22 protein-coding genes, 2 rRNA genes and 1 riboswitch are annotated in these 22466 nt (G+C 32.9%); of the genes, 3 read left to right on the top strand and 21 right to left on the bottom strand.

What is annotated here, in order from left to right; genetic code table 4:
• Window positions 1-25: 25 nt before the first annotated feature.
• Window positions 26-125: riboswitch (TPP riboswitch) on the bottom strand.
• 148 nt (window positions 126-273) lie between these two features.
• Window positions 274-1365 (top strand): MAG5150 family histidine triad lipoprotein, encoded by a 1092-nt coding sequence (locus ACJA22_RS02175; RefSeq protein WP_406617500.1) that lies wholly within the window; start codon window positions 274-276, stop codon window positions 1363-1365.
• A gap of 151 nt (window positions 1366-1516) precedes the next feature.
• Here the strand turns inward: ACJA22_RS02175 and ACJA22_RS02170 are convergent, their stop codons facing one another.
• From ACJA22_RS02170 to ACJA22_RS02100, 15 genes are all read right to left on the bottom strand, one after another.
• On the bottom strand, window positions 1517-2422 hold the full coding sequence (locus ACJA22_RS02170) for an energy-coupling factor transporter transmembrane component T family protein (protein ID WP_406617499.1): 906 nt from the start codon (window positions 2420-2422) through the stop codon (window positions 1517-1519).
• Window positions 2415-3347 (bottom strand): energy-coupling factor transporter ATPase, encoded by a 933-nt coding sequence (locus ACJA22_RS02165; protein WP_406617498.1) that lies wholly within the window; start codon window positions 3345-3347, stop codon window positions 2415-2417. Before ACJA22_RS02165 ends, ACJA22_RS02170 begins: the two co-directional genes overlap by 8 nt.
• Window positions 3338-4135, bottom strand: coding sequence for an energy-coupling factor transporter ATPase (locus ACJA22_RS02160; protein WP_406617497.1), 798 nt, complete (start codon window positions 4133-4135; stop codon window positions 3338-3340). Before ACJA22_RS02160 ends, ACJA22_RS02165 begins: the two co-directional genes overlap by 10 nt.
• 255 nt (window positions 4136-4390) lie before the next feature.
• Window positions 4391-5566 (bottom strand): IS30 family transposase, encoded by a 1176-nt coding sequence (locus tag ACJA22_RS02155; RefSeq protein WP_406617158.1) that lies wholly within the window; start codon window positions 5564-5566, stop codon window positions 4391-4393.
• Window positions 5567-5908: 342 nt separating this feature from the next.
• Entirely contained in the window at window positions 5909-6277 is a 369-nt protein-coding gene (gene rplQ / locus ACJA22_RS02150; RefSeq protein ID WP_406617496.1) for a 50S ribosomal protein L17, read from the bottom strand.
• On the bottom strand, window positions 6277-7293 hold the full coding sequence (locus tag ACJA22_RS02145; protein ID WP_406617495.1) for a DNA-directed RNA polymerase subunit alpha: 1017 nt from the start codon (window positions 7291-7293) through the stop codon (window positions 6277-6279). The genes rplQ and ACJA22_RS02145 overlap by 1 nt, the downstream gene beginning before the upstream one ends.
• A 20-nt stretch (window positions 7294-7313) precedes the next feature.
• Window positions 7314-7700, bottom strand: a complete 387-nt coding sequence (gene rpsK / locus ACJA22_RS02140; RefSeq protein ID WP_406617494.1) for a 30S ribosomal protein S11 — start codon at window positions 7698-7700, stop codon at window positions 7314-7316.
• Between the two features lie 13 nt (window positions 7701-7713).
• Window positions 7714-8085, bottom strand: a complete 372-nt coding sequence (rpsM, locus tag ACJA22_RS02135) for a 30S ribosomal protein S13 (RefSeq protein ID WP_406617493.1) — start codon at window positions 8083-8085, stop codon at window positions 7714-7716.
• Window positions 8086-8094: 9 nt separating this feature from the next.
• On the bottom strand, window positions 8095-8208 hold the full coding sequence (gene rpmJ / locus ACJA22_RS02130; protein WP_406617492.1) for a 50S ribosomal protein L36: 114 nt from the start codon (window positions 8206-8208) through the stop codon (window positions 8095-8097).
• A 15-nt stretch (window positions 8209-8223) separates the two neighbouring features.
• Window positions 8224-8439 carry a translation initiation factor IF-1 gene (infA, locus tag ACJA22_RS02125; RefSeq protein ID WP_406617491.1) on the bottom strand — a complete coding sequence of 72 codons (216 nt, stop codon included), beginning with the start codon at window positions 8437-8439 and terminating at the stop codon, window positions 8224-8226.
• A gap of 3 nt (window positions 8440-8442) precedes the next feature.
• Window positions 8443-9192 carry a type I methionyl aminopeptidase gene (gene map, locus ACJA22_RS02120; RefSeq protein ID WP_406617490.1) on the bottom strand — a complete coding sequence of 250 codons (750 nt, stop codon included), beginning with the start codon at window positions 9190-9192 and terminating at the stop codon, window positions 8443-8445.
• A 34-nt stretch (window positions 9193-9226) separates the two neighbouring features.
• Window positions 9227-9892 (bottom strand): adenylate kinase family protein, encoded by a 666-nt coding sequence (locus tag ACJA22_RS02115; RefSeq protein WP_406617489.1) that lies wholly within the window; start codon window positions 9890-9892, stop codon window positions 9227-9229.
• The gene (gene secY, locus ACJA22_RS02110) at window positions 9886-11367 is read right to left on the bottom strand and encodes a preprotein translocase subunit SecY (protein WP_406617488.1); all 1482 of its coding nucleotides are present in this window, start codon (window positions 11365-11367) and stop codon (window positions 9886-9888) included. The genes ACJA22_RS02115 and secY overlap by 7 nt, the downstream gene beginning before the upstream one ends.
• 278 nt (window positions 11368-11645) lie before the next feature.
• Window positions 11646-14530: ribosomal RNA gene (locus ACJA22_RS02105) — 23S ribosomal RNA — on the bottom strand.
• A 296-nt stretch (window positions 14531-14826) separates the two neighbouring features.
• Window positions 14827-16339, bottom strand: a 16S ribosomal RNA gene (locus tag ACJA22_RS02100).
• The 16S and 23S rRNA genes sit together here, the layout of an rRNA operon.
• Before the next feature lie 200 nt (window positions 16340-16539).
• Here ACJA22_RS02100 and ACJA22_RS02095 point away from each other — a divergent pair.
• Window positions 16540-17523, top strand: coding sequence for a hypothetical protein (locus ACJA22_RS02095; RefSeq protein ID WP_406617487.1), 984 nt, complete (start codon window positions 16540-16542; stop codon window positions 17521-17523).
• A gap of 593 nt (window positions 17524-18116) precedes the next feature.
• Window positions 18117-19565: a hypothetical protein gene (locus tag ACJA22_RS02090; RefSeq protein WP_406617283.1), complete on the top strand. Its 1449-nt coding sequence runs from the start codon at window positions 18117-18119 to the stop codon at window positions 19563-19565.
• A gap of 255 nt (window positions 19566-19820) precedes the next feature.
• On the opposite strand, the gene rplO is transcribed toward ACJA22_RS02090, so the two are convergent.
• From rplO to ACJA22_RS02060, 6 genes are read right to left on the bottom strand one after another with little or no spacing between them, the layout of a single operon-like run.
• Window positions 19821-20255, bottom strand: coding sequence for a 50S ribosomal protein L15 (rplO, locus tag ACJA22_RS02085; protein ID WP_406617486.1), 435 nt, complete (start codon window positions 20253-20255; stop codon window positions 19821-19823).
• A gap of 28 nt (window positions 20256-20283) precedes the next feature.
• Window positions 20284-20958, bottom strand: coding sequence for a 30S ribosomal protein S5 (gene rpsE, locus ACJA22_RS02080; RefSeq protein WP_406617485.1), 675 nt, complete (start codon window positions 20956-20958; stop codon window positions 20284-20286).
• Entirely contained in the window at window positions 20958-21308 is a 351-nt protein-coding gene (rplR, locus tag ACJA22_RS02075; protein WP_406617484.1) for a 50S ribosomal protein L18, read from the bottom strand. The genes rpsE and rplR overlap by 1 nt, the downstream gene beginning before the upstream one ends.
• Before the next feature lie 24 nt (window positions 21309-21332).
• On the bottom strand, window positions 21333-21872 hold the full coding sequence (rplF, locus tag ACJA22_RS02070) for a 50S ribosomal protein L6 (protein WP_406617483.1): 540 nt from the start codon (window positions 21870-21872) through the stop codon (window positions 21333-21335).
• Window positions 21873-21882: 10 nt separating this feature from the next.
• A complete protein-coding gene (gene rpsH, locus ACJA22_RS02065; RefSeq protein WP_406617482.1) occupies window positions 21883-22278 on the bottom strand; it encodes a 30S ribosomal protein S8 in 396 nt (131 codons plus the stop codon).
• 2 nt (window positions 22279-22280) lie between these two features.
• A complete protein-coding gene (locus tag ACJA22_RS02060; RefSeq protein WP_406617481.1) occupies window positions 22281-22466 on the bottom strand; it encodes a type Z 30S ribosomal protein S14 in 186 nt (61 codons plus the stop codon).

Raw genomic sequence — 22466 nt, 5'->3', positions numbered from 1 at the left:
CAGAGTGAAAGGAAAACACTAAAAATTCAATTTATAATTGAACTTGCTACGCAGGTCTGAACCCGATCAGCTCTAAGAGTATTTCTCAATTTGTTTTATAAAAACAAATACCTCTGTCAATTTCTTCTATTAAATATTATCATATTTTTAATTGTTTATTTAGTTTTATGTTTTGAATTAAGCAGCTTAACTGGTTAAAAAGTAAAAATAGTAATATTTATGCTACAATGTATTTAAGACAACTTTTAAGCACAACCAGAAAGGAAAATATATATGAAAAAACTTAGTTTTTTTCTTCCTGCATCAACAATTATGACTGCCACTTCAAGTGCTTTAGTAATTAGTTGTAATAATACAGGAAAGAATTATTCAGAAAATAATAAGTTATTAAAAAATAAATTATTTGCCTATAAAACAGGCTTAAAAAACATTTTTAACGATTACTTTGTTAAATGAGTTTCAGACAATCAAAAGTTTATTTCAACTGCAAATAAACAAGGTATTGCTAATACATTCAACAATATTATTTATGACCAAATGATAAAACCATTTTATGATGGTGAAACTGATGAGCAATCAACTTCATTAAAATTTGCATGCAAAAGATTAAATGAACAAATCAAGAAATTTAGTGAAGCTGACCAAAATTTATTGAAACCTTTCTTTAAAGAAAGTATCTTTTTAGGTGAAGAAAAATTATGAAAAGATTTTATTCATCATGCTAATTTTATTGCTTGAGATCTTTTGAGCATGATTATACAAAATTATAGTAATGTTAATGACTTAATCAAAGATTCTAAAATCACGAACTCATATGCTAATAAAGTAAAAAATGGTGAAGTTATTAAAAAAGAAAACTGACAACAAGCCTTAGAAACAGAATATAAAAAGGTTTTAAATTATGTAATCAACATAAATCCTCAAAGTTTTCAAAGCTATGAAAAATTTGTTGAATCTTTACAAAAAGGACATGATGAACATTCAAAACACGATCACTCACATGCAACATATGATTTACTTTATACTTTGCAACTTTATTTTGAATATTTAGATAAGCAAACTAATATAAAAACATTTAGTTTTGATAAATATGATAAGGTGTTTGAACAAGTTTTCGCTAAAAATAATGTAAGTTTAGACAATTATAATATGTTAAAAAATGACATAAAATTAATACAAGAATTTCTTAAAGTTAATAAAGATAATAAAAGTAATTTTGAAATAATATCGGATTTAATTAAGAATGTTAAAGAAGCAACCGATAATTTAATTAATACAAATCTTAAAGATATAGCGATTACTTTAAAGTTCAGCCAAACAGAAATTGACAAGATTTTTACTAAAGTTAATTTTGATAATCACTAAATCAATGAGCAAGCATATTATGTGCTTGCTTTTTTAATTAGCCTGTTTTATAGGTTAATAAGTTAATTTATGTAATGGTTATTAGAATAAGTTAAAACACGAAAAGGAGCATAAAAAATACTGCTCTAGTTGCAGTATTAAGTTGATTATTCTAGTAAGCAAAGAAAGCGTTGCTATATCATGGAATGCTCTTTCAAGGTATTACGTTTCTATCGATTAAAGCTACATAAACTATCATAGCAATACAAATAATAGTTAAAATCAAATCACGTCAAGTTGGGATAATAATTCTATAACGAGTTCTTTTAGCATATGGATCATAACCTCTAGTTTCCATAGCATTAGCTAAGTCTTCAGCTTTAGAAAAAGCGGTTACGAAAAGTGGAATAATTAAAGTTGTAAATGATTTAACTTTGTCTTTGAATTTACCGTTTTTAAAGTCCACACCACGGCTAGCTTGGGCTTTTTGAATTCTTTCAGCTTCTTCAAGCAAGGTTGGAATAAAACGCAAAGCGATGTAAATTATCATTACAATTACGTGAGTTTGGATAAATAATAATTTAAGTGGTAAGAGCAAGTCTTCTAATGATTTAGATAATAAAGCTGGTTTAGTTGTATTAACCATTAAACTTGTTACCATAATCATAATATAAACTCTAACAACTAAGCCAAGTGTTCTAGCTACAGCTTCTCAAGAAATATAATAATCCTTACCTAAATGAATTGGAAATGGATATCAGTTTTTAAGTGAGCTATAAGCTTGTGTCATAACACCGTTTGAATCATAAACGGTATATTTCATCGTATAAACATTAACTCAGAATAAGAAGAAACCAATAATCAATGGCATAATTCATAACTTAAAGACTGATTTAATGCTTTGGATACCTATTAAATATAAGATAAGCAGCGGCACAAATAAGATAGCTAGTGTAATAAAATCTTTAGCAATAAAGGTTAAAACAATATAAATAATTGTGAAACAAATTTTAAACCTAGGATCAAGACGATGCACAAAGGTATCATTTCACATGTAGCGTCCGTAAGCACTATTCATGATTACCACCTTTCCGCTTTGAAGCTAAATGATGGTTTAAAAAGGTTGCTAATTCATCAATTGAGGCGACTTTAGGCACATTTAAACCTCTTTTTTCGAGCTTATCAATAAAGTTTAATAAGCGAGGTGGCTCCATATAATTAGCTTTAAGAAAATCAACATCTTTTAAAGTTTCATATGTTGGTCCATCTTTTACTAATTCACCATCTTTTAAGATTAAAACACGGTTTGTGTATTCTAAAACATTATCCAAATCGTGAGTTACAATGATAATTGTTTTACCTTGCTCGTGGAGCTTTTTAAATATATTGAGGATTTCAACAACGCCGACAGGATCTAAACCAGCGGTTGGTTCGTCAGCTATTAGAAAATCAGGTTCCATAGCTAAAATACCAGCTAGCGCCACTCTTCTTTTTTGACCACCTGAAAGTTCAAATGGAGATTTTTTAAGATAGCTTTCGTCCAATCCGACTAATTTTAAGTATTCTCCGGCACGTTCTAAAGCTTCTTTTTTAGGTACTCCAAAGGTCTTAGGACCATAAGCTATATCAGCTTGAATGGTTTCTTCAAAAAGCTGATATTCAGCAAATTGGAAGACAACTCCAACTCTTTTACGGATGTCTTTTACTTTCTTTAATTTATTCATGCGATTGTATTTTGAAACAACACAATCGTTAAATGTTTCTTTTTGTTCAGTTTTTTTGTTCATTCTTTCATTCATGAAGGTTCATTCAACTGTACCTTCTTGAGGAATTAATAAACCATTTAAATGTTCAACTAATGTGGTTTTACCACTACCTGTTTGACCTATAATTCCAATAAATTCACCTTGTTTAATTGTACAATTAATGTTTTTTAAAGCGACATGAGCTGACTTAGTTTTCTTTGAAAAGGTATAAGTTAAATTTTTAACATCTATTTGCATAATTCGTTTAAAAGTTCCTCTTCATTGTAAGTTGGCTCAATACCTTTAATTTTTTCGCTAAGTTTGTAAATAAATGGTGAATCAATTTTGGCAATTTCGATAATTTCTTTGTTTTTTAGAATATCTTTAGGCTCGCCAGAAGCTATAACTTGACCGTTAGCAAAAACTAAACAATAATCAGCTAAAATAGCTTCATCCATATCATGAGTAATTGAGATTAAAGTTTTATTCTTTTCTTTTTGGACTTTATGAATAATTTCAAGCACCTTACGTTTTCCAAGTGGATCAAGCATACTTGTAACTTCATCAAAGATAATAATTTCAGGGTCTAAAGCTAAAACTGAAGCAATTGCAACTCTTTGCTTTTGACCTCCAGAAAGAAATTGAGGAGCTTTTTCTAAGTAATCCTTCATACCAACTTCATAACTTAAATGGTCAATAATTTGTTTCATGTCTTTGGTTGGAACACATTTGTTTTCTAAACCGAAAGCGATGTCGTCTTCAACTGAAGCACCGATAAATTGGTTGTCTGGATTTTGAAAAATAATCCCGATTTTTTTCCGGATTTCTTTGATGGTTTTTTTAGAAATGACTGTACCGTCGATTTCAATTGTGCCTGATAATGGTTTGTATAAGGCAACTAAAAGTTTTGAAAAAGTACTTTTGCCAGAACCATTATGTCCAAGGATTGCTACATATTTTCCTCGTTCAATTTCGAGGTTTAAATTGTTAATAGCGTTTGTTTTTGCGCTTGGATATTTAAATATAAGATTTTCAACTTTAATCATAATCTATATTATATAGTAAAAGTTAATATTTAAGTGATTTTCATCATTTTATAAATTCCAATTTTAAAAGTCCTAATTTTGCGTAAAATCAAAAATGTTACAAAAATTATAAATTATTACCAAGAAAAGCTTTAAAATCCTAAAAAAATTTAAACGAAAATACCAAGTTTTGTAAAAAACTTGAGTTTTTGCTTACTTTTTTCCAAAAAAGTAAGTGCCTTTTTGTCAAACTTTTTAGCACATAAAAAGTTTGGATTAGAAGCGAATGCTTCTCTTGTAATTATTTATAAAATCCATAACAGGAGTCAAATCTTGACCGTAGTAAGGGTCTATAGACTTGCCTTTTTTAAAATACCGTCTTAATAACCTGTGGCAGTTTTCGATAGAGCCTTTTTCTCCCGAACAATATGGGTGACATTTATATATTTGCTTAATACCTGGCACTTCATCTAGTTTCGCATTTTCACTACCATTATCTATGGTTAGCGAATCTATTGTCAAGTTATATTTTTGCATTAGGTATATCAGCCCATCTCTAACACCAGTGCTAGTCCGCCGTACCATATGAAAATAGAAGCGTCTAGTCTTTCTATTAATTAGCGTTACGAAACAACATTGATCAGTTTTTGAACCAATAACAGTATCTAATTCATAATCATTATCTCTAAGTCTTTCATTGATTTCTGTGCTGCGTTGATCAATGCTAACTCCAATCTTTTTAAGCTTTCGACTGTCTCTTTTTGGGGGTCGTTTTTGTTTAATTCCTTTGGTGGATAAATTGACCAAAATGCCTATTTCAAGGTCTTTAAAGACTCTTTGTGATATCAAATTATATACCATAGATTTTGAAGGTTTATAGCTGTTTGGATACTTTTCTTCAAATCTTCTTAATATTTCGTTAGCGCTTAGCTTAGGCGTTCTTTTTGCTAAATCTTTATTATTTCTATTTTGGGTATAATCATCAAAAAGCTCTGTTCAAAAATTTCTAAAATCTTGATATTGTTCTATTTTCTTTTTTGAATATGCTATTCTTTTACTTTTATCAAAATTAGCAACATTTATCATAAATTCATCAAGATCTAAATAACGAACTTTTTTAATTTTAGCATCACAACAATCACAGGTTTTTCTATCGCCTTTGCCTAAATATATTCCTTTTGAATATTTAAATAAAAACCTTTTAATCGCTTTAGTCGATATTTCAATATTTTGAGATATTTCTTTTAAAGATTGAAAATTTAGTAATCCATATATTATCTGAAACACTTCTGCAAAACCGATATGGTTTTTGTGTGTCGAGTAGTTTTTCGAGCGGCTTAAAATTTCAGAGTAATTCTTATCAACAGCGAAATGAATTTGTGAAGTTTGAATTTTGTTATGCACATTTTTACTTCTAACCAAAGTACAGAAAATTTTTTTATCGTTTTTCATATATAATTATGTTGTCCTTTCTTTTTATCATTTTTATTTTACCAAAAGGACAGAAAAATCCCGACATTTTCAAATGTTGGGACTTTTATTTCTGGAATGAATAGATTTTCATCATTTTAATGATGAAAACGGGTGGCAAAATAGATAAGATGTAAGGGCAGGCAAATTTGTCTAATTTAACTGTTTTATAGGTTAATTAAGAAATGGAGCGAGGAGCTAGGTTTGTAGGCGAGCAAAGTAAAAAGCAAAATAAAAAAACGCTTTTTAAAAGCGTTTAGTAGATGATTGGTTGGAATAAAATGATTGTTAGTTAAGTAATTAAAGTGTTTATGGTTTAGTGAATTATTTAACTAATTCAATAATAGCCATAGGAGCGTTGTCGCCTTGACGGCTAACTAATTTGTAAATTCTTGTGTATCCACCATTACGGTTTTTGTATGATGGAGCGATTGTGTTAAATAAGTGATTTAAAACGGTAGTACTTTTATCAGCGGTTTCGATTGAACGTAAGAAAGCAGCAGCTTTTCTACGGTTTGCTAAAGTTGGGTTTTTAGCTTTAGTAATTAACTTTTCAGCGTGACGACGTAATTCTTTCGCACGAGTTAAAGTAGTTGTAACACGACCATTTGCAAATAATTCGCTTACAAGTGTTCTCATAACGCCTTTGCGTCATTTTGAATCACGACTGTAAATTTGTGTTGGATTAGCCATTATTCATCTCCTTTGTTAAGACTATAACCATTTTGTTTTAAACATTCTTGAATTTCGTCAAGTGATTTTTTACCAAGGTTTTTGGTTTGTTCTAATTCTTCTAAAGTCATCGCAGCAATTTGACTAATTTTAGTTTTGTTAATTCTTCTAAGAGCATTTAATGAACGCACTGAAAGACCTAATTGACTAATATCTAAGTCATTTTCAACTGGTTCTTCTTTTTGTACTTTATCTCCTTCGAATACTTGTAATTTCATTTGGTCTACTTTACCAATAATTGCAAAGTGAGCAACTAAAATTTCACAAGCTTGTTGAATTACATATTTAGGTGTAACTGTACCGTCAGTGGTAATTGAGAATTTTAATTCTTCTTCAATTTTGTTGCTTGAAGAGTTCAATTCATGTACGCTGTAGCTTACTTTATCAACTGGGTTAAAGTTACTGTCTGTAGCGATATATAATCCTCTACGGATGTTTGATTCAATTTTTGAAGTGAATAAAGCATCATTTTGTAAGAATTTCTTGTTTTCTTCGTTTGACATGAAACCACGTCCTAAACGTAAAAACATTTCTAAGTTTAATGTACCTTTAGCATTTAAAGTAGCAATTGGAGTAGTTTTATTAACAATTTCAACACTAGGGTTTGAAACTACTAAGTTTCTTGAAGTTACAACACCTGGTTGATCTGCTTTAAGTGAAACTTTAACAATATCGCCGTCTTTAATGTATTGTGGATCGTATTGGAATCTAACTTTTCTTAAGTTCATAATAATAGCTGTTACGTCTTCTACGATGCCTGGAATTGTTTGGAATTCGTGGGCTACATTTTCGATTTTGATAGCAAATAATGCTAATGAGGTAATGTTTGATAAGACAACTCTTCTAAGAGCAACTGCGATGGTATTTCCGAATCCTCTTTCAAGAGGTTTAATTGAAAATGTTACTTCGTTGGTTTGATTTTTGTTAATAGAAGAGCTATTTACTTGTAAGTAATCTAATTTAGACATCTTTTCCATAGTAATATTCTCCTTTTATATTATTTCATCTTTTCACGTTTACGAATACGTTTTGGAGGTCTTGTTCCGTTGTGTGGAGTAGGTGTTACATCTTTAACTTCTGTTACGATAATACCTGCAACTTCGATTTGTTTTCTAGCTGCATCTTTACCAGCACCTAAACCTTTAAGTTCAACTCTAACGCTTTTAATACCGTGTTCTTTAGCAGCTTCTGACGCTGCTTGAGCAGCTAAACCAGCTGCATATGGGGTTTTCTTTTTGGTTCCTTTGTAACCAATAGCTCCTGATGAACTTCAAGCAATTACATTACCAAGTTCATCAGCAAATGTAACGATGGTGTTTTGGTTAGTTGAGTGAATGTGGGCAACACCAGTTGTAATATTCTTTTTCTTAGTTTTTTTAGCCATGATTTACTCCTAACTATTTTTGTGATTTTTTACCAGCAACAGTTTTTCTAGGACCTTTACGTGTACGAGCATTACTTTGTGTACTTTGTCCTCTAACTGGTAAACCTTTACGGTGTCTAATTCCGCGGTAGCATTTAATTTCCATTAAACGTTTGATGTTTAATGAAACTTCTCTACGTAAGTCACCTTCTGTTACATAATCTTTAGCGATTTCACGGATGGCACTTAATTGTGCTTCTGTTAAATCTTTTGCTCTGATGTTTTCATCAATATTTGCTTTAGCACAAATTTCATGTGCTCTTGTATTTCCAATTCCATGAATGTAGGTTAATGAAACAACTACACGTTTGTTATTTGGAATTTCAACGTTTAAAATTCTAGCCATATATTAATCCTATCCTTGTCTTTGTTTGTGTTTAGGTGTTGAACAAATTACCCTAATAACACCTTTACGTTTAATAATACGACAATCTTTACACATCTTTTTTACGCTAGCTCTAACTTTCATGTTTTGTCTCCTTAATTATTTGTGACGGTAAGTAATTCGTCCTAGTTGTAAGTTGTAAGGACTAATTTCTACCTCAACTTCATCACCAGGTAAAATACGAATGTGATTTACACGCATTTTGCCTGAGATATGAGCTTTAATTACTAATCCGTTTTCGAGCTTAACTGCATATTCATCAGCTGAATAAGTAGTTTCGACTACGGCTCTCATCTTAATAGCGTCTTTTGCCATTAATTAAATTCCTTTCGTTAAAACAACACCTTTGCCGTTTTTAATTAGAACTGTATGTTCGTAGTGAGCAGCATTTTTCTTTTCAACACTAACAACAGTTCATCTGTTTTTCTTGAGTCTAACTTTAGCACTGCCTTGGAGAATCATTGGTTCAATACAAATTACCATGTTGTCTCTTAATAAAGGACCAGTGTTAGGAAATCCATCGTTAAAAACGTTTGGATCTTCATGTACGGCTTTGCCAATACCATGACCACAATATTCACTAGGTGTGTATAAATTATTTTGTTCGATAACTCTGCCTATAGCATAGCTAACATCGCCAACTCTCGCGCCAGGCTTAATAGCTTTTAAACCAGCTTCAAAAGCTTCTTTAGCAACGCGGATAATTTTTTTATCGTCCTCGCTGATGTTACCTACGCCTTTTGTAAAGGCGCTATCACTTTGGTATCCTTGATAGTTGCAACCTAAGTCAACTTTTACAATGTCACCATCTTTAATAACATAATCACTTGGAATACCATGAATCAATTCTTCGTTCACTGAGATGCATGCGGTAGCTGGAAAACCGTATAAACCTTTAAATGCGGGTTTAGCACCTCTTTTTACTATCTCATTAAAAGCGATTGAATCAAGTTCTTTTAATGAAACACCTGGTCTTACAAAGTCATATAAAACTTCTTTAACTTCTGCCAGGATCTTGCAGCTTTTAGTAATTAATTCGATTTCACGAGGGCTCTTAATTGTAATCATTTTTGCCTCTTTCTAGTCTTAATTAATTATTTAACTATTTTACATATTTTTTAGAAACTGTAGCAATTATTTTTGCAGCAATTTCTTCTGGTTTACCTGAAGCATCAAATACAAATGCAACATCTTTATAATACTCTAATAATGGTTTAGTTTCGTTTTGATATACTTCTTGTCTTTTCTTAATTGATTCTACTGAATCATCTTTTCTTGTGATTAATGTGGCACCACATTTATCACAAATGTCGCCTTTAGCTGAAGGCATAAAGATAATGTGGAAGCTAGCTTTACATTCTGGACAAAATCTTCTGCCGCTTAATCTTTCTAGAATTAATGATTCAGGAGCATAAAGTTCAATTACATCGTAAGAAAATTCTTTTAATGAATCTAGGAACTTAACTTGAGCTAATGTACGAGGATAACCATCTAAAATTACTAATTGGTTAGATTTTTTTAAAGTCATAATTTTCTTTTTCACAATTTCGTTAGTAATTTCATCTGGAACATAGCCACCTGATTCAACTATTTTAGCAACTTTAAAACCGAGTTCACTTTTTGAAGCAATTTCTTCACGGAAGATATTACCAGTTGATAAATGAACTAATCCAGTTTCTTTAGCAATAATTGCAGCAACTGTACCTTTGCCAACACCTGGAGGACCCATAAAGACCATGTTGTTTAATTTAGCTTTTTGATTTATCATAATAAACCATCCTCATTTTTATTTTCATTGTATTTTTTAACTTTAGTTTTATCAATGTCTGCAAAACCATAAATGTTGTCGTCCGCAGTTTTTGATTCAGAAATATTTTCTGAAACCATTCTTGAGATTTTCTTTTGTTTTGAAAGCTGACTTGATTTTAAACGAGCTTTAAATTGGTCAATTGTTTCTAAGGCTACTGAAACAATAATCATCATTCCAGTACCACCAAAAGACATCGCTGAAGGAATTCCAAGGATCATCACCATTAAATATTGGAATGAAACTAAGATTGTTAAATAGAAAGCACTAAAGGTTGATAATCTCATAACAATGCCAACTAAATAATCTTCGGTTTGTTCGCCAGGTTGAATACCAGGAATAAAGGTTGAACTCTTTGAAAAGTCTTCAGCAATTCTATCAACTCTTGATTGTTGTAAACCAATAATGAATGAGAAGAAGAATGTTAAGACAACTAATAAACTTAAACCTAATGGTTGATTAAATTGCATATGTTGTAAAATTCAAATTGCTCCTTCATTTGTTTTAGGAAGTATTCTAGCAATTAAGATTGGGAATGAAACAAACATTGATGCGAAAATCATTGGCATAACTCCACCAGGATTTAACTTAATTGGTAAGCTACCCATTTCTTTAACATTCTTACTTCTACCAGCACCAATTTGTTGAATAGGCACATGTCTTTCAGCTAAATGAACTACCACAATAATAAAGAGCAAAGAAAGATATACGAATAAGTAAGTTAAGAATTTAAGCACACCAATAATGATAGCTGAATGACCTGATTCACTTACATAAGTTTTAATTGCTGTTCCAAATTGACTAGGTAATTGGAAAGCAATACCAATAAAGATAATTAAACTTGTACCGTTTCCAATTCCTTTGTTTGTAATTTGTTCAGCTAAGAATAATGAGAATAATGAACCACCTATTAAAATCATTGGTAATATGAAATAAACTACAAGGTTCTTGTTTAAGTTATGTGTTTCAATACTAATGAAAGGATTATCACCAGCTGTTAAAGCTTTAGTAAGCATGAAAGCTTGAGGGAAGGCAATAATTAAAGTTAAAATTCTAGTTATAACGTTAATGGTTTTTCTTCCTTGTGGACCACTCTGCGACAACTTATGGATTGGCGGGAAAGCTCTCGTTTGTAATAAAGACATAATCAACGAAGCATTAATAAAAGGACTAATTCCAAGGGCAACTAATGAAAACTGTCTAAGTCCTCCACCACCAATTAAGTTCAAGGTATTTAAGAAATTATCTTTTTGAATAATATCCGGTTGATCAATTCTAACAAATGGTGATCTAATACATGTACATATTAAATAAATTGCTAATAACAATGATGTATATAAAAATTTTTTAGTAATTTCTTTTGTAGATCAAAAGTCTTTTCATTTTTTACCAAAATTATAAAAAAACTGTCTTACCTTTAAACCAAAGTTTTTCATTTATTCTCCTTTTTTATATACATATTTTATAAGCTTGCAAAAATTAAAATAATACTTATATTATATAATAATATAAGTTTTTTAAATGCTAATATTTATGTCTATTTGCAGCATAAAAATTAGCATTTTTTAATTTAGCAAAATAAACTAATAAACCTATAAAACAGTGCTTTTCGTCATTTTTTTCAAAGAATAAAAAAACGCCTCAATGGCGATTTGTTCTCTGAAAACTGAATAGTAATTTATGTTTCATTGAAATGTTTTAAAATCACATCTCTACTTTTAAACCTATCAATTTATTAGTACTGGTCAGCTCAACACATTGCTGTGCTTACACATCCAGCCTATCAACCTCATAGTCTATAAGGAATTTCAAGGGAATACTCATCTCTGAGGAGGCTTCCCACTTAGATGCTTTCAGCGGTTATCCTTTCCATACTTAGCTACCCAGCTATGCTCCTGGCGGAACAACTGGAACACCAGCGGTATGTCTACTCCGGTCCTCTCGTACTAAGAGCGGCTCTCATCAATATTCCAACGCCCACATCAGATAGGGACCAAACTGTCTCACGACGTTTTGAACCCAGCTCGCGTACCGCTTTAATGGGCGAACAGCCCAACCCTTGGAACCGACTCCAGCTCCAGGATGCGATGAGCCGACATCGAGGTGCCAAACCTTGCCGTCGATGTGATCTCTTGGGCAAGATTAGCCTGTTATCCCCAGGGTAACTTTTATCCGTTGAGCGACTGCCATTCCACAATGTACAGCCGGATCACTAAGTCCTGCTTTCGCACCTGCTCGACTTGTAAGTCTCACAGTTAAGCACACTTCTACCTTTGCGCTCTACATACGGTTTCTGACCGTACTGAGTGTACCTTTGAACGCCTCCGTTACTCTTTAGGAGGCGACCGCCCCAGTCAAACTACCCACCACGCACTGTCCTCCCACCTGATAATGATGGCAAGTTAGAAACTCAACATAACAAGGGTGGTATTTCAAGGATGACTCCACCGTTACTAGCGTCCCGGTTTCACAGTCTCCCACCTATCCTACACATGTTAGGCCAAATTTCAATACGAAGTTGTAGTAAAGCTCCATGGGGTCTTTTCGTCTTGATGCGGGTACCCAGCGTTTTCACTGGGACCATAATTTCACCGAGTCTAGTGTTGAGACAGTTGAGAGATTATTATGCCTTTCGTGCAGGTCAGTATTTAGCCGACAAGGAATTTCGCTACCTTAGGACCGTTATAGTTACGGCCGCCGTTCACCCGGGCTTCATTTCAACGCTTCGCATAAGCTAACGCATCCACTTAACCTTCGGGCACTGGGCAGGCTTCGCCCCCATACATCACCTTGCGGTTTAGCAGAGAGTTGTGTTTTTGATAAACAGTTGCCCCTCATAATTTACTGTGACCTATGTGTTACCATAGGTGCCCCTTCTTGCGAACTTACGGGGTCATTTTGCAGAGTTCCTTAACACTAGTTTTCTCGCTCGCCTTAGAATACTCATCTAGGGGACGTGTGTCCGTTCTCGGTACAGGTTTCCATGTGCTTAAGTTTAGAAGCTTTTCTAGGAAGTGTGAAATCATCAAATTCAATCTTGCGATTTATGCATCATAACTCCCAGTTATAGGTTGCGGATTTGCCTACAACCACCAGTCGTTATTTACCCCTGAATCCAATAACAGGTATGACTATCCTCCTCCGTCACTCCATCACACATATAGAAAGTACAGGAATATTAACCTGTTGCCCATCGGCTACGCTTTTCAGCCTCGTCTTAGGTCCTGACTAACCCTGGGTGGACGAACCTTGCCCAGGAAACCTTCCCCAATAGGCGTCGTAGATTCTCACTACGAATCGTTACTCATACCGGCATTCTCACTTCTTAGCACTCCACCAGTCCTCACGGTCTGACTTCTTTGTCCTAAGAACGCTCCTCTAACGTACAAATGTACCCGTAGCTTCGGTATCGTGTTTTACTCCCGTTACATTGTGGGCGCAAGATCTCTTGACTAGTGAGCTATTACGCACTCTTTAAAAGATGGCTGCTTCTGAGCCAACTTCCTAGTTGTTTATGAAATCTCACAACCTTTCTGACTTAACACGATTTTGGGACCTTAGCTGACGATCTGGGTTGTTACCCTCGCGAGCCGGGACGTTAGCACCCCGGTTCCGACTGCATAGTAATACATAGTGGTATTCAGAGTTTGATTATAGTCAGTACCCCTAGGCGAGGCCATCCCATATTCAGTGCTTTACCACCACTACTTAACACTACACGCTAGCCCTAAAGCTATTTCGAGGAGAACCAGCTATCTCCAAGTTCGATTGGAATTTCTCCGCTATTCACAAGTCATCCGGGCACTTTTCAGCGTACTGCGGTTCGGCCCTCCACTTGGGGTTAACCAAGCTTCAGCCTGCTCATGAATAGGTCACATGGTTTCGGGTGTACTTCAACATACTAATTCGCCCTATTAAGACTCGATTTCTCTACGGCTCTGCTTTTCTCCGCTTAACCTCGCATGTTAAAGTAACTCGCCGGTCCATACTGCAAGATGTACGCCATCACCCATTAACGGGCTCTGACTAATTGTAAGTAAGTGGTTTCAGAATCTATTTCACTCCCCTCTCGGGGTTCTTTTCACCTTTCCCTCACGGTACTAGTTCACTATCGGTGTCTGGTTAGTATTTAGCCTTACCGGGTGGTCCCGGCAGATTCAGACAGGGTTTCACGTGCCCCGCCCTACTCAGGATACAGTCAAGAGATTTAATAATTTCACTTACGGGGGTATCACCCTCTATGCCGCTTCTTCCCAAAAGCTTCTGCTATCATTAAATTTTGTCACTCTATGTAGACTGTCCTACAACCCCATTTTAAATGGTTTGGGCTCTTTCTCGTTCGCTCGCCGCTACTAAAGAAATCATTATTTATTTTCTCTTCCTCTTGCTACTAAGATGTTTCAGTTCACAAGGTGTCTCGCTAATATGCCCTATGAATTCAGACATATGCAACTAGGCATTACCCTAGCTAGGTTTCCCCATTCGGAAATCCCCGTTTCAATGCGCATTTCCAGCTCCACGAGGCTTATCGCAGGTAATCACGTCCTTCATCGACTTCCAGACCCAAGGCATCCACCACAAACTCTTCCTTATTTAAAAGTAGTATTTTCCTATTGTTATGTTTAGATGTGTATTTTAAGACATTTCAATGAATCATAATATATCTTTATGATTACTCGATGAATCAAAACAAATTAACCAAATTAATTTATTTGATGTCGTTGTAAATATCGAAAAATATTTTACTATTCAGTTTTCAAAGAACAATTGAGAGATGTTCTCTCAAAACTAGATATAAGACTCCGACCATAATAAAAGTCACATGACAAAATTGTTTAAAAGGTCTAGTAAAAAAGGTTAATAAGTCAATTATTTTGACTTTATGTACTCCGTAGAAAGGAGGTAATCCATCCCCACGTTCTCGTAGGGATACCTTGTTACGACTTAACCCCAGTCACCAGTCCTGCCTTAGGCAGTTTCTTTATAAACCGACTTCGGGCATTACCAGCTCCCATGGTTTGACGGGCGGTGTGTACAAGACCCGAGAACGTATTCACCGTAGCGTAGCTGATCTACGATTACTAGCGATTCCGACTTCATGAAGTCGAGTTGCAGACTTCAATCCGAACTGAGACCGGTTTTTTGAGGTTTGCTCCCAGTCGCCTGTTTGCTTCTCTTTGTACCGGCCATTGTAGCACGTGTGTAGCCCCACTCGTAAGAGGCATGATGATTTGACGTCGTCCCCACCTTCCTCCCGATTACTCGGGCAGTCTCCTTAGAGTCCTCAACTAAATGGTAGTAACTAAGGATAAGGGTTGCGCTCGTTGCAGGACTTAACCGAACATCTCACGACACGAGCTGACGACAACCATGCACCATCTGTCATTCTGTTAACCTCCACTATATCTCTATAGCTTTGCAGAAGATGTCAAGAGTGGGTAAGGTTCTACGCGTATCTTCAAATTAAACCACATGCTCCACCGCTTGTGCGGATCCCCGTCAATTCCTTTAAGTTTTATTCTTGCGAACGTACTACTCAGGCGGATCATTTAATTCGTTAGCTGCGCCGATGAGTTCCCCATCAGCTAATGATCATCGTTTAGGGCGTGGACTACCAGGGTATCTAATCCTGTTCGCTCCCCACGCTTTCGTCTCTCAGTGTCAGTGTATGTCCAGTTAGCTGCCTTCGCCATGTTGGTGTTCTTCCTTATATCTACGCATTTCACCGCTTCACAAGGAATTCCGCTAACCTCTACATAACTCTAGTTTGCCAGTATCCAACGCGGTTTGGGGTTGAGCCCCAAAATTTGACGCCAGACTTAACAAACAACCTACAGACGCTTTACGCCCAATAATTCCGGATAACGCTTGCAACCTATGTATTACCGCGGCTGCTGGCACATAGTTAGCCGTTGCTTTCTAATAAGGTACCGTCAAGATAATGTCATTTCCTGCACTATTTTTTCTTCCCTTACCACAGCAGTTTACAATCCATAGGACCTTCATCCTGCACGCTGTGTCGCTCCATCAAGCTTTCGCTCATTGTGGAATATTCCCTACTGCTGCCTCCCGTAGGAGTCTGGGCCGTATCTCAGTCCCAGTGTGGCGGTTTAGTCTCTCAACCCCGCTAAACATCATCGCCTTGGTGGGCCGTTACCTCACCAACTAGCTAATGTTGCGCACCCCGATCTTTCAGTGAAGCAAACGCCCCTTTTATATAAAAATCATGCGATTAATATAAGTATTCGATATTATCGAACGTTTCCGCTCGCTATCTCGATCTGAAAGGTACGTTGAGTACGTGTTACTCACCCATTCGCCGCTATGGTATTGCTACCATCGCTCGACATGCATGTATTAGGCACACAGCCAGCGTTCATCCTGAGCCAGGATCAAACTCTCGAAAAAATTGACTGTCATGTTTATATATCTAGTTTTCAAAGAACATTTCGCTAACATAAATTAAATTAGCTTTTCTATTATATAACAGGTTTTAAAAAACAAAAATATTTTTTAATTTTTTTAATAATATTTTTTTAAAATAATTTTTCATGAAAAACGCCATTAAATAATATGATATATATTATATATATAAAATAAGGAGAACTATGAAAAAAATATTAATTTTTAGTCGCCATGGTTTAAGATATCCATTTTTTACAAAGACAAAATCTCTTGATTTTTTTAACAAAGATATTTTAAATTGAAATGATGAAAATGTTGGGAATCCAACACTTACAAAAAAAGGTGCTTTAATAGAACTTAAATTCAGTCAATGACTTAAGGATTATTTAAAAATCACAAATAATACTAACTTAAAAGTAATAGCTAATTCAACATATCGAACCTTTGAAACTGCTCAATTATTATCATTAGGTTTAAAGCCTGGTATTGAAACAAAAATAGATTGCAAAGATAATACTTTTAAAAATGAAGATGAATGATTTCAACTCAAATATCTTAATGAAGATTATATAGATTGATCTAAACTTCACGAATATGATAAGACTTCGCAAGATATATATAAAAAAGTTAATGAATTATTTAAATTAGATAATTGTAAATATAATAATGAAGCAACCAATTTTGAATTGGCTCCAGAATGATATAAAACTAGTGGTCCTTTATTTATGTCATCAAGTTGGTCAGATGTTTTACAATTGAAATATTATTTAGGATTTCCTGAAAAAGAAATTTTCAATTCAAAAAACTTTATTCATGATTTAAAACATCTTTTAAAAGCAAAAGATAGAGTTATCGATTTTATATTTGCTAATGAAAAATTGATTAAAGATTCAGAAAAAAATGTATATAAATTAATTAAACATGAAGCTCAAAAAATTGAAGATATAACATTAATTGTAGGACATGATACAAATATAGCAACTATTTTGCATATGTTGGATATTAAGATGCCTGAACATAATCAATTAGAAAAATATCCAATTGGTAGTAAATTAATTTTTCAATTTAATGATGATAATACCTTTAATCTTGATTATGCTTTTTTTGATTATGACGATATTAGATATTTTAATATTGATAAAAATCCAAAAATTATTCATTTAGGTAGCAACTTAAAATTTAAATAAAAAAGAAGTTTATAGGCTAAATTAATAACCTATAAACCCTTTTTTTGAATTCTGTTTGAGTTCTAGAATTCACTACTTACATTTTTTAGTGCTCGTGTGAATAATGTTTAGACTAGAAAAGCATCTTAATAATTAGATAATCAAACTTATTTTTCTTTATAAATTCTAACAATTTTTATAGATATGTCTTTTTGATAAATAGAAAGTTCATACTATTTTATCATATTACTTATTAATTAATTTAAAGAATCGAAAGCATGATGATTCAATACATTTTTATATTTTTTATCGTCTTTCGCTTCTACTTCTAAACTTCAGCGTACAACCTAGAATTCACACATTTGTGCTTATCGAATTCTAAATTGTACGTTTTTATTATATTAAAATCTGAAATAAAATGAACTAAAAGTATTTTTTGCACATTTTTTCCTGTGAAGTGAACTTCAAAAATACGATACTTATAATAACTTCAAAAATAACGAATTTTTAACTTTTTGGTATCTTTATTTATGCTATGAAAAAAATTGAAAAAATAAATTGTTCTGAATTATGAACATAGAAATGAGTACAGATTAGAATTTATAGCAAAAAATATGAATAAATCCATCACTTGAATTAGTAAATATTTGCAAATTAATTGGCATACAGCAAAGAAACTTAGAGATAAAGTGTTAAACAATTGCTTAATTATTTCTCATAAAAATAAAGGTAATCAACACCATAGAAAAATTAGCACTAATAGGATTGATGAGTTGATTAATGAATATCTCACTTTTATTGATGATGTATATGACCGAAAATGCGATTGTTCTGTTTCATTAATATTTTTTTATGATTATTGCTTAAAAGATTTTGGCAAGAACAATATGACTTATAAATCATTCATAAAGAATCTGGTTGCTAAGGGTTTTTATTCAAAAAATATGACCAAGAAAACAAAGAAAAAAGCAAGAGAAAATTTAAGAAAACTTAAAGAAAATAATGGAGATGTAATAGCAATAAAAAGATTAATTAAATATAATGAAACTATGGAAACGACAATGTTTAAAGCAAGAAAATGTAGAGATAATAACCTTGATTTTGGTGAAATAGTTGAACTTGATGCTTGTGAACATCGTTGAATGAATGGCGAAAAATCTAATATTTATGTAGCTGTAGATTCATCAACTTCAAGAGTTTTAGCAGTACATATTGAACAAGAAGAGACTAATCTATGCTATATGAAATTATTGGAAGATTTATTTAGAAATTATGGTAAACCAAAAATAATTAGAACTGATAAAAGAAGAACTTTTTGAGGTACTGATTATTCGGATACGCCTTTAAAACAGTATTTAAATTCAAAAGGTATAGAACTCCAAAGCTCTAGTATTGCCATTTTTAAACCTCATGTTGAAAGAGCAAATAATTCTCTACAACAATTCTTACCTCCATATTTACATTTAAAGAAAATAAAAACATTTGAAGATTTTATTCACAATAAAGAAGAAATCATTCAAGCTTATAATAAAAGAAATAAAAAAGATTATGAGCACAAGAAAAATATATTTTCTAAAATGGATGAAAGTCAATGTAGTGTCTACTTAACAATAAAAAGAAAGATATACGCATCAACTGTACAATTTCAAAATAAGTTTTATGTTGCTGTTAATGAAGAAAACAAAAGGCAATTTATTTCGCCTGATGACGATGCTGCATTTATTATTAAAAGTGATGGAAGTTTATGTTTCTTAATAAACCAAAAAGAATACAAAACTGAAATTTTAAAAGACAAGGAGCTAAATGATTTTCAGCAATTTTGTATTCACTTTAAATTTGATTCTAGTCAGTCATATTCGAAAGAAATATATCAATGATCTAAAAGAGGCTATTCTTTTTATAGAATGCTTGATGACTTAGTTTTTAAGCTTAAAGAAGCTTTAATTAAGTTTGATCCAGATGATGAAACATTAAAGAATATTGTTGTTCAAAACGATGAAATTCTAGAGTTTTTCCATAAATGACTTTTAGAAATAGAATCAAAAAATCTCGACGTCATTTAAACGCAAAGATTTTAAAATTTTAAAACTATAATCTACCCAAGATGATTATAGTTTTTTTCTTTTAAAAAAGAAGAATTTTAATGTTTTTCCAATAATTAATTTGTTTTAAAAAAATCGTTATTTTTGAAGTTCAGTTCACAAATAAAATGAACTAAAAGTATTTTTTGCACATTTTTTCCACATTTTGCCATATATTTAATTCATTTTATTGGCTAATTAAAAAAATAATTGTAGAGCAATAGCCCTACAACTAAATTATAATTGTGTAAATTTACCGCCAGCTTTTTCAACAGCTTCAATAGCTGATTTTGATGCTGCATGAAGTGAAATATTTAATTTTTTAGTTAAAGTTCCGTTACCAAGTAATTTAACTGGTAAGTTTCTTTTAATTAAATTATGTTTAAATAAACTTTCAAGATCAACAATTGAATTGTTTGGAAATACTCTTTCAAGATCTGCTAAACTAACAATTTGATATTCAACATGATTTACATTTGAAAAACCACGTTTTCCAATACGACGGAATCATGGTGTTTGACCACCTTCAAAACCTAATCTGTGTCCGTGACGTTTGTTTTGACCTGATTGTCCTTTACCAGCTTGTTTACCTTTACCAGCTGCATGACCACGACCAACACGATGTTTGTCTGGACGTGAACCAGGTGTACTTTGTAATTGATTTAATTTCATAATAATATCTCCTTATTATATTTCTTGACTATCCAAGAAGATCTTTTACATTTTTATCACGAATTTCAGCGATTTTTTCAGGTTCTCTTAATGCTTGTAAAGCTTTAAGAGTTGCTCTAACGATGTTAGCTTTTGAACGTGAACCATAGGTTTTTGTATAGATATCTGTATAACCTGCTAATTCAACTACAGCACGAACTGTACTTGATGCAACAATACCTTTACCTTTAGGAGCTGGTTTTAACATAACACGTGAAGCTAAGAATTTAGCATGAACTTCATGTGGTACTGTAATTTTGTTATAAATTGGAACTGTAATTAAGTGGTTTCTAGCATCTTTAGCTGCTTTTTTAATTGCATCAGGAACTTCATTTGATTTACCGTGACCAAATCCAACGTGACCTTTTTTATCACCTACAACAACAAATGCTGCAAATGAGAATCTACGACCACCTTTAACAACTTTGGTTACACGGCTAATCATTACAACTTTTTCTGATAAGTCGTTATTTGAGTCTCCAAATTCATGTTTGTTAACTCTTGGTTTCCTGTTCATTTTACCTTGGCCAGGTTTATTATTTTGGTTAGCTTTGTTTTCTCAAATAGGTTTTTTGCTAGGTTCTGGTTTTTTAGCAGATGTAACTACTTTTGTGCCAGCAGCAACTTCTTTTGTTTTATTTACTTTCTTTTGTTCTTCAGCCATTAGAATTTAACTCCTTTTGATCTAACACCTTCTGCAAATGCTTTAACACGTCCGTGGTAAATGTATCCTGAACGGTCAAAAACGATTTCTTTGATTTTAGCGTTTTTAATAAGTTCACCCATTTTTTCGCCAAGTTCTCTAGCAGCAGCAATGTTACCATTGTATTTATTTTTTTCTAAAGTAGAAACACTAATTAATGTAGTTCCTTTTTCATCATTGATTAATTGAGCGTAAAAGTTTTGAAGTGATTTGAATACACATAAACGAGGTTTTGAGGCTGTGCCACTAATGTGTTGATGTTCACGTAAGTGTTTAACTTTACGTGCTTGATTTCTAGATAATGTAGCCATATTTTAAAATCCTTTCTTATTCAACTACTTAGAAGCAGTTTTTCCTTCTTTACGACGAATCACTTCATCTTTGTATGCAACACCTTTACCTGAATATGGGTTAGGTTTACGAATTCCATGAATAATAGCAGCGAATTGACCAACTTTTTCTTTGTCAATACCTGAAATTGTCATATCCGTTGGTTTTGGACATTCAACTTTTACATCTGAAGGAATTTCAATGTTAATAACATGTGAAAAACCAGCAGCGATTTCAATGATATTGCCTTTAAGAGTAAATTTATAACCAACGCCTTTGATAACTAATTCTTTTTTGAAACCTTTTGAAACACCTTCAAGCATGTTTTCAATAACTGAGTTAGTTGTACCATGTAATTGTTTAGTATGTTTTTCTTCGTTAGCACGAATTGTTGAAAGTTGATTTCCATCAATTTTAATAGCGATGAGTGGACTGAATGTTCTTTCAAGTTTTCCTAATGGACCTTGAACAATAACTGTTGTACCGTCTAATGTAACTGTAACACCAGCTGGGATTGTTAATACTCTATTTCCTACACGAGACATTAACTACCTCCTATCAAATGTAGGCAATAACTTCACCACCTACATTTTCCTTACGAGCTTGTTTTTCAGTCATCATACCTTTTGAAGTTGAAATAATAACAGTACCATAGCCTGATAAAACTTTTGGTAAATTATTGGCTTGAGCATAAACTCTTAAACCAGGTTTTGAAATACGTTTGAAATCAACAATAGCTGATTGACTTCCTTTGTATTTTAAAGCAACTTCAAGAACTTTGTCTTTGCCTTTGCCTTTTGGAGTAACACTTGAAATGTAACCTTCATTTAATAAAATTTCGAGAATCTTTTGTTTTTTAAGTGAGAATGGAATCATAACTGTTTTGAATTTTCTTTGGTTAGCGTTTTTAATTCTAACAATCATATCTGAAATAGGATCTGTAATGAACATAATTATCAACTCGCTTTCTTCATGCCAGGGATTTTACCTTCATGAGCTAATGTACGGAAACAAATACGGCACACTTTGTATTTTCTTAAAACAGCATGTGGACGACCACATAATTCGCAACGTGTGTAAGCACGTGTAGAGAATTTAGGGTGTTTCTTTTGTTTTGCTTTTAATGATACTTTAGCCAT

The organism is Mycoplasmopsis adleri (assembly GCF_045276205.1).
In the GTDB taxonomy this organism is placed as follows: Bacteria; Bacillota_I; Bacilli_A; order Mycoplasmatales; family Metamycoplasmataceae; genus Mycoplasmopsis; species Mycoplasmopsis adleri.
Note: the sequence above shows the minus strand (reverse complement) of the source record. Positions and strands in the feature narration are given on the sequence as shown.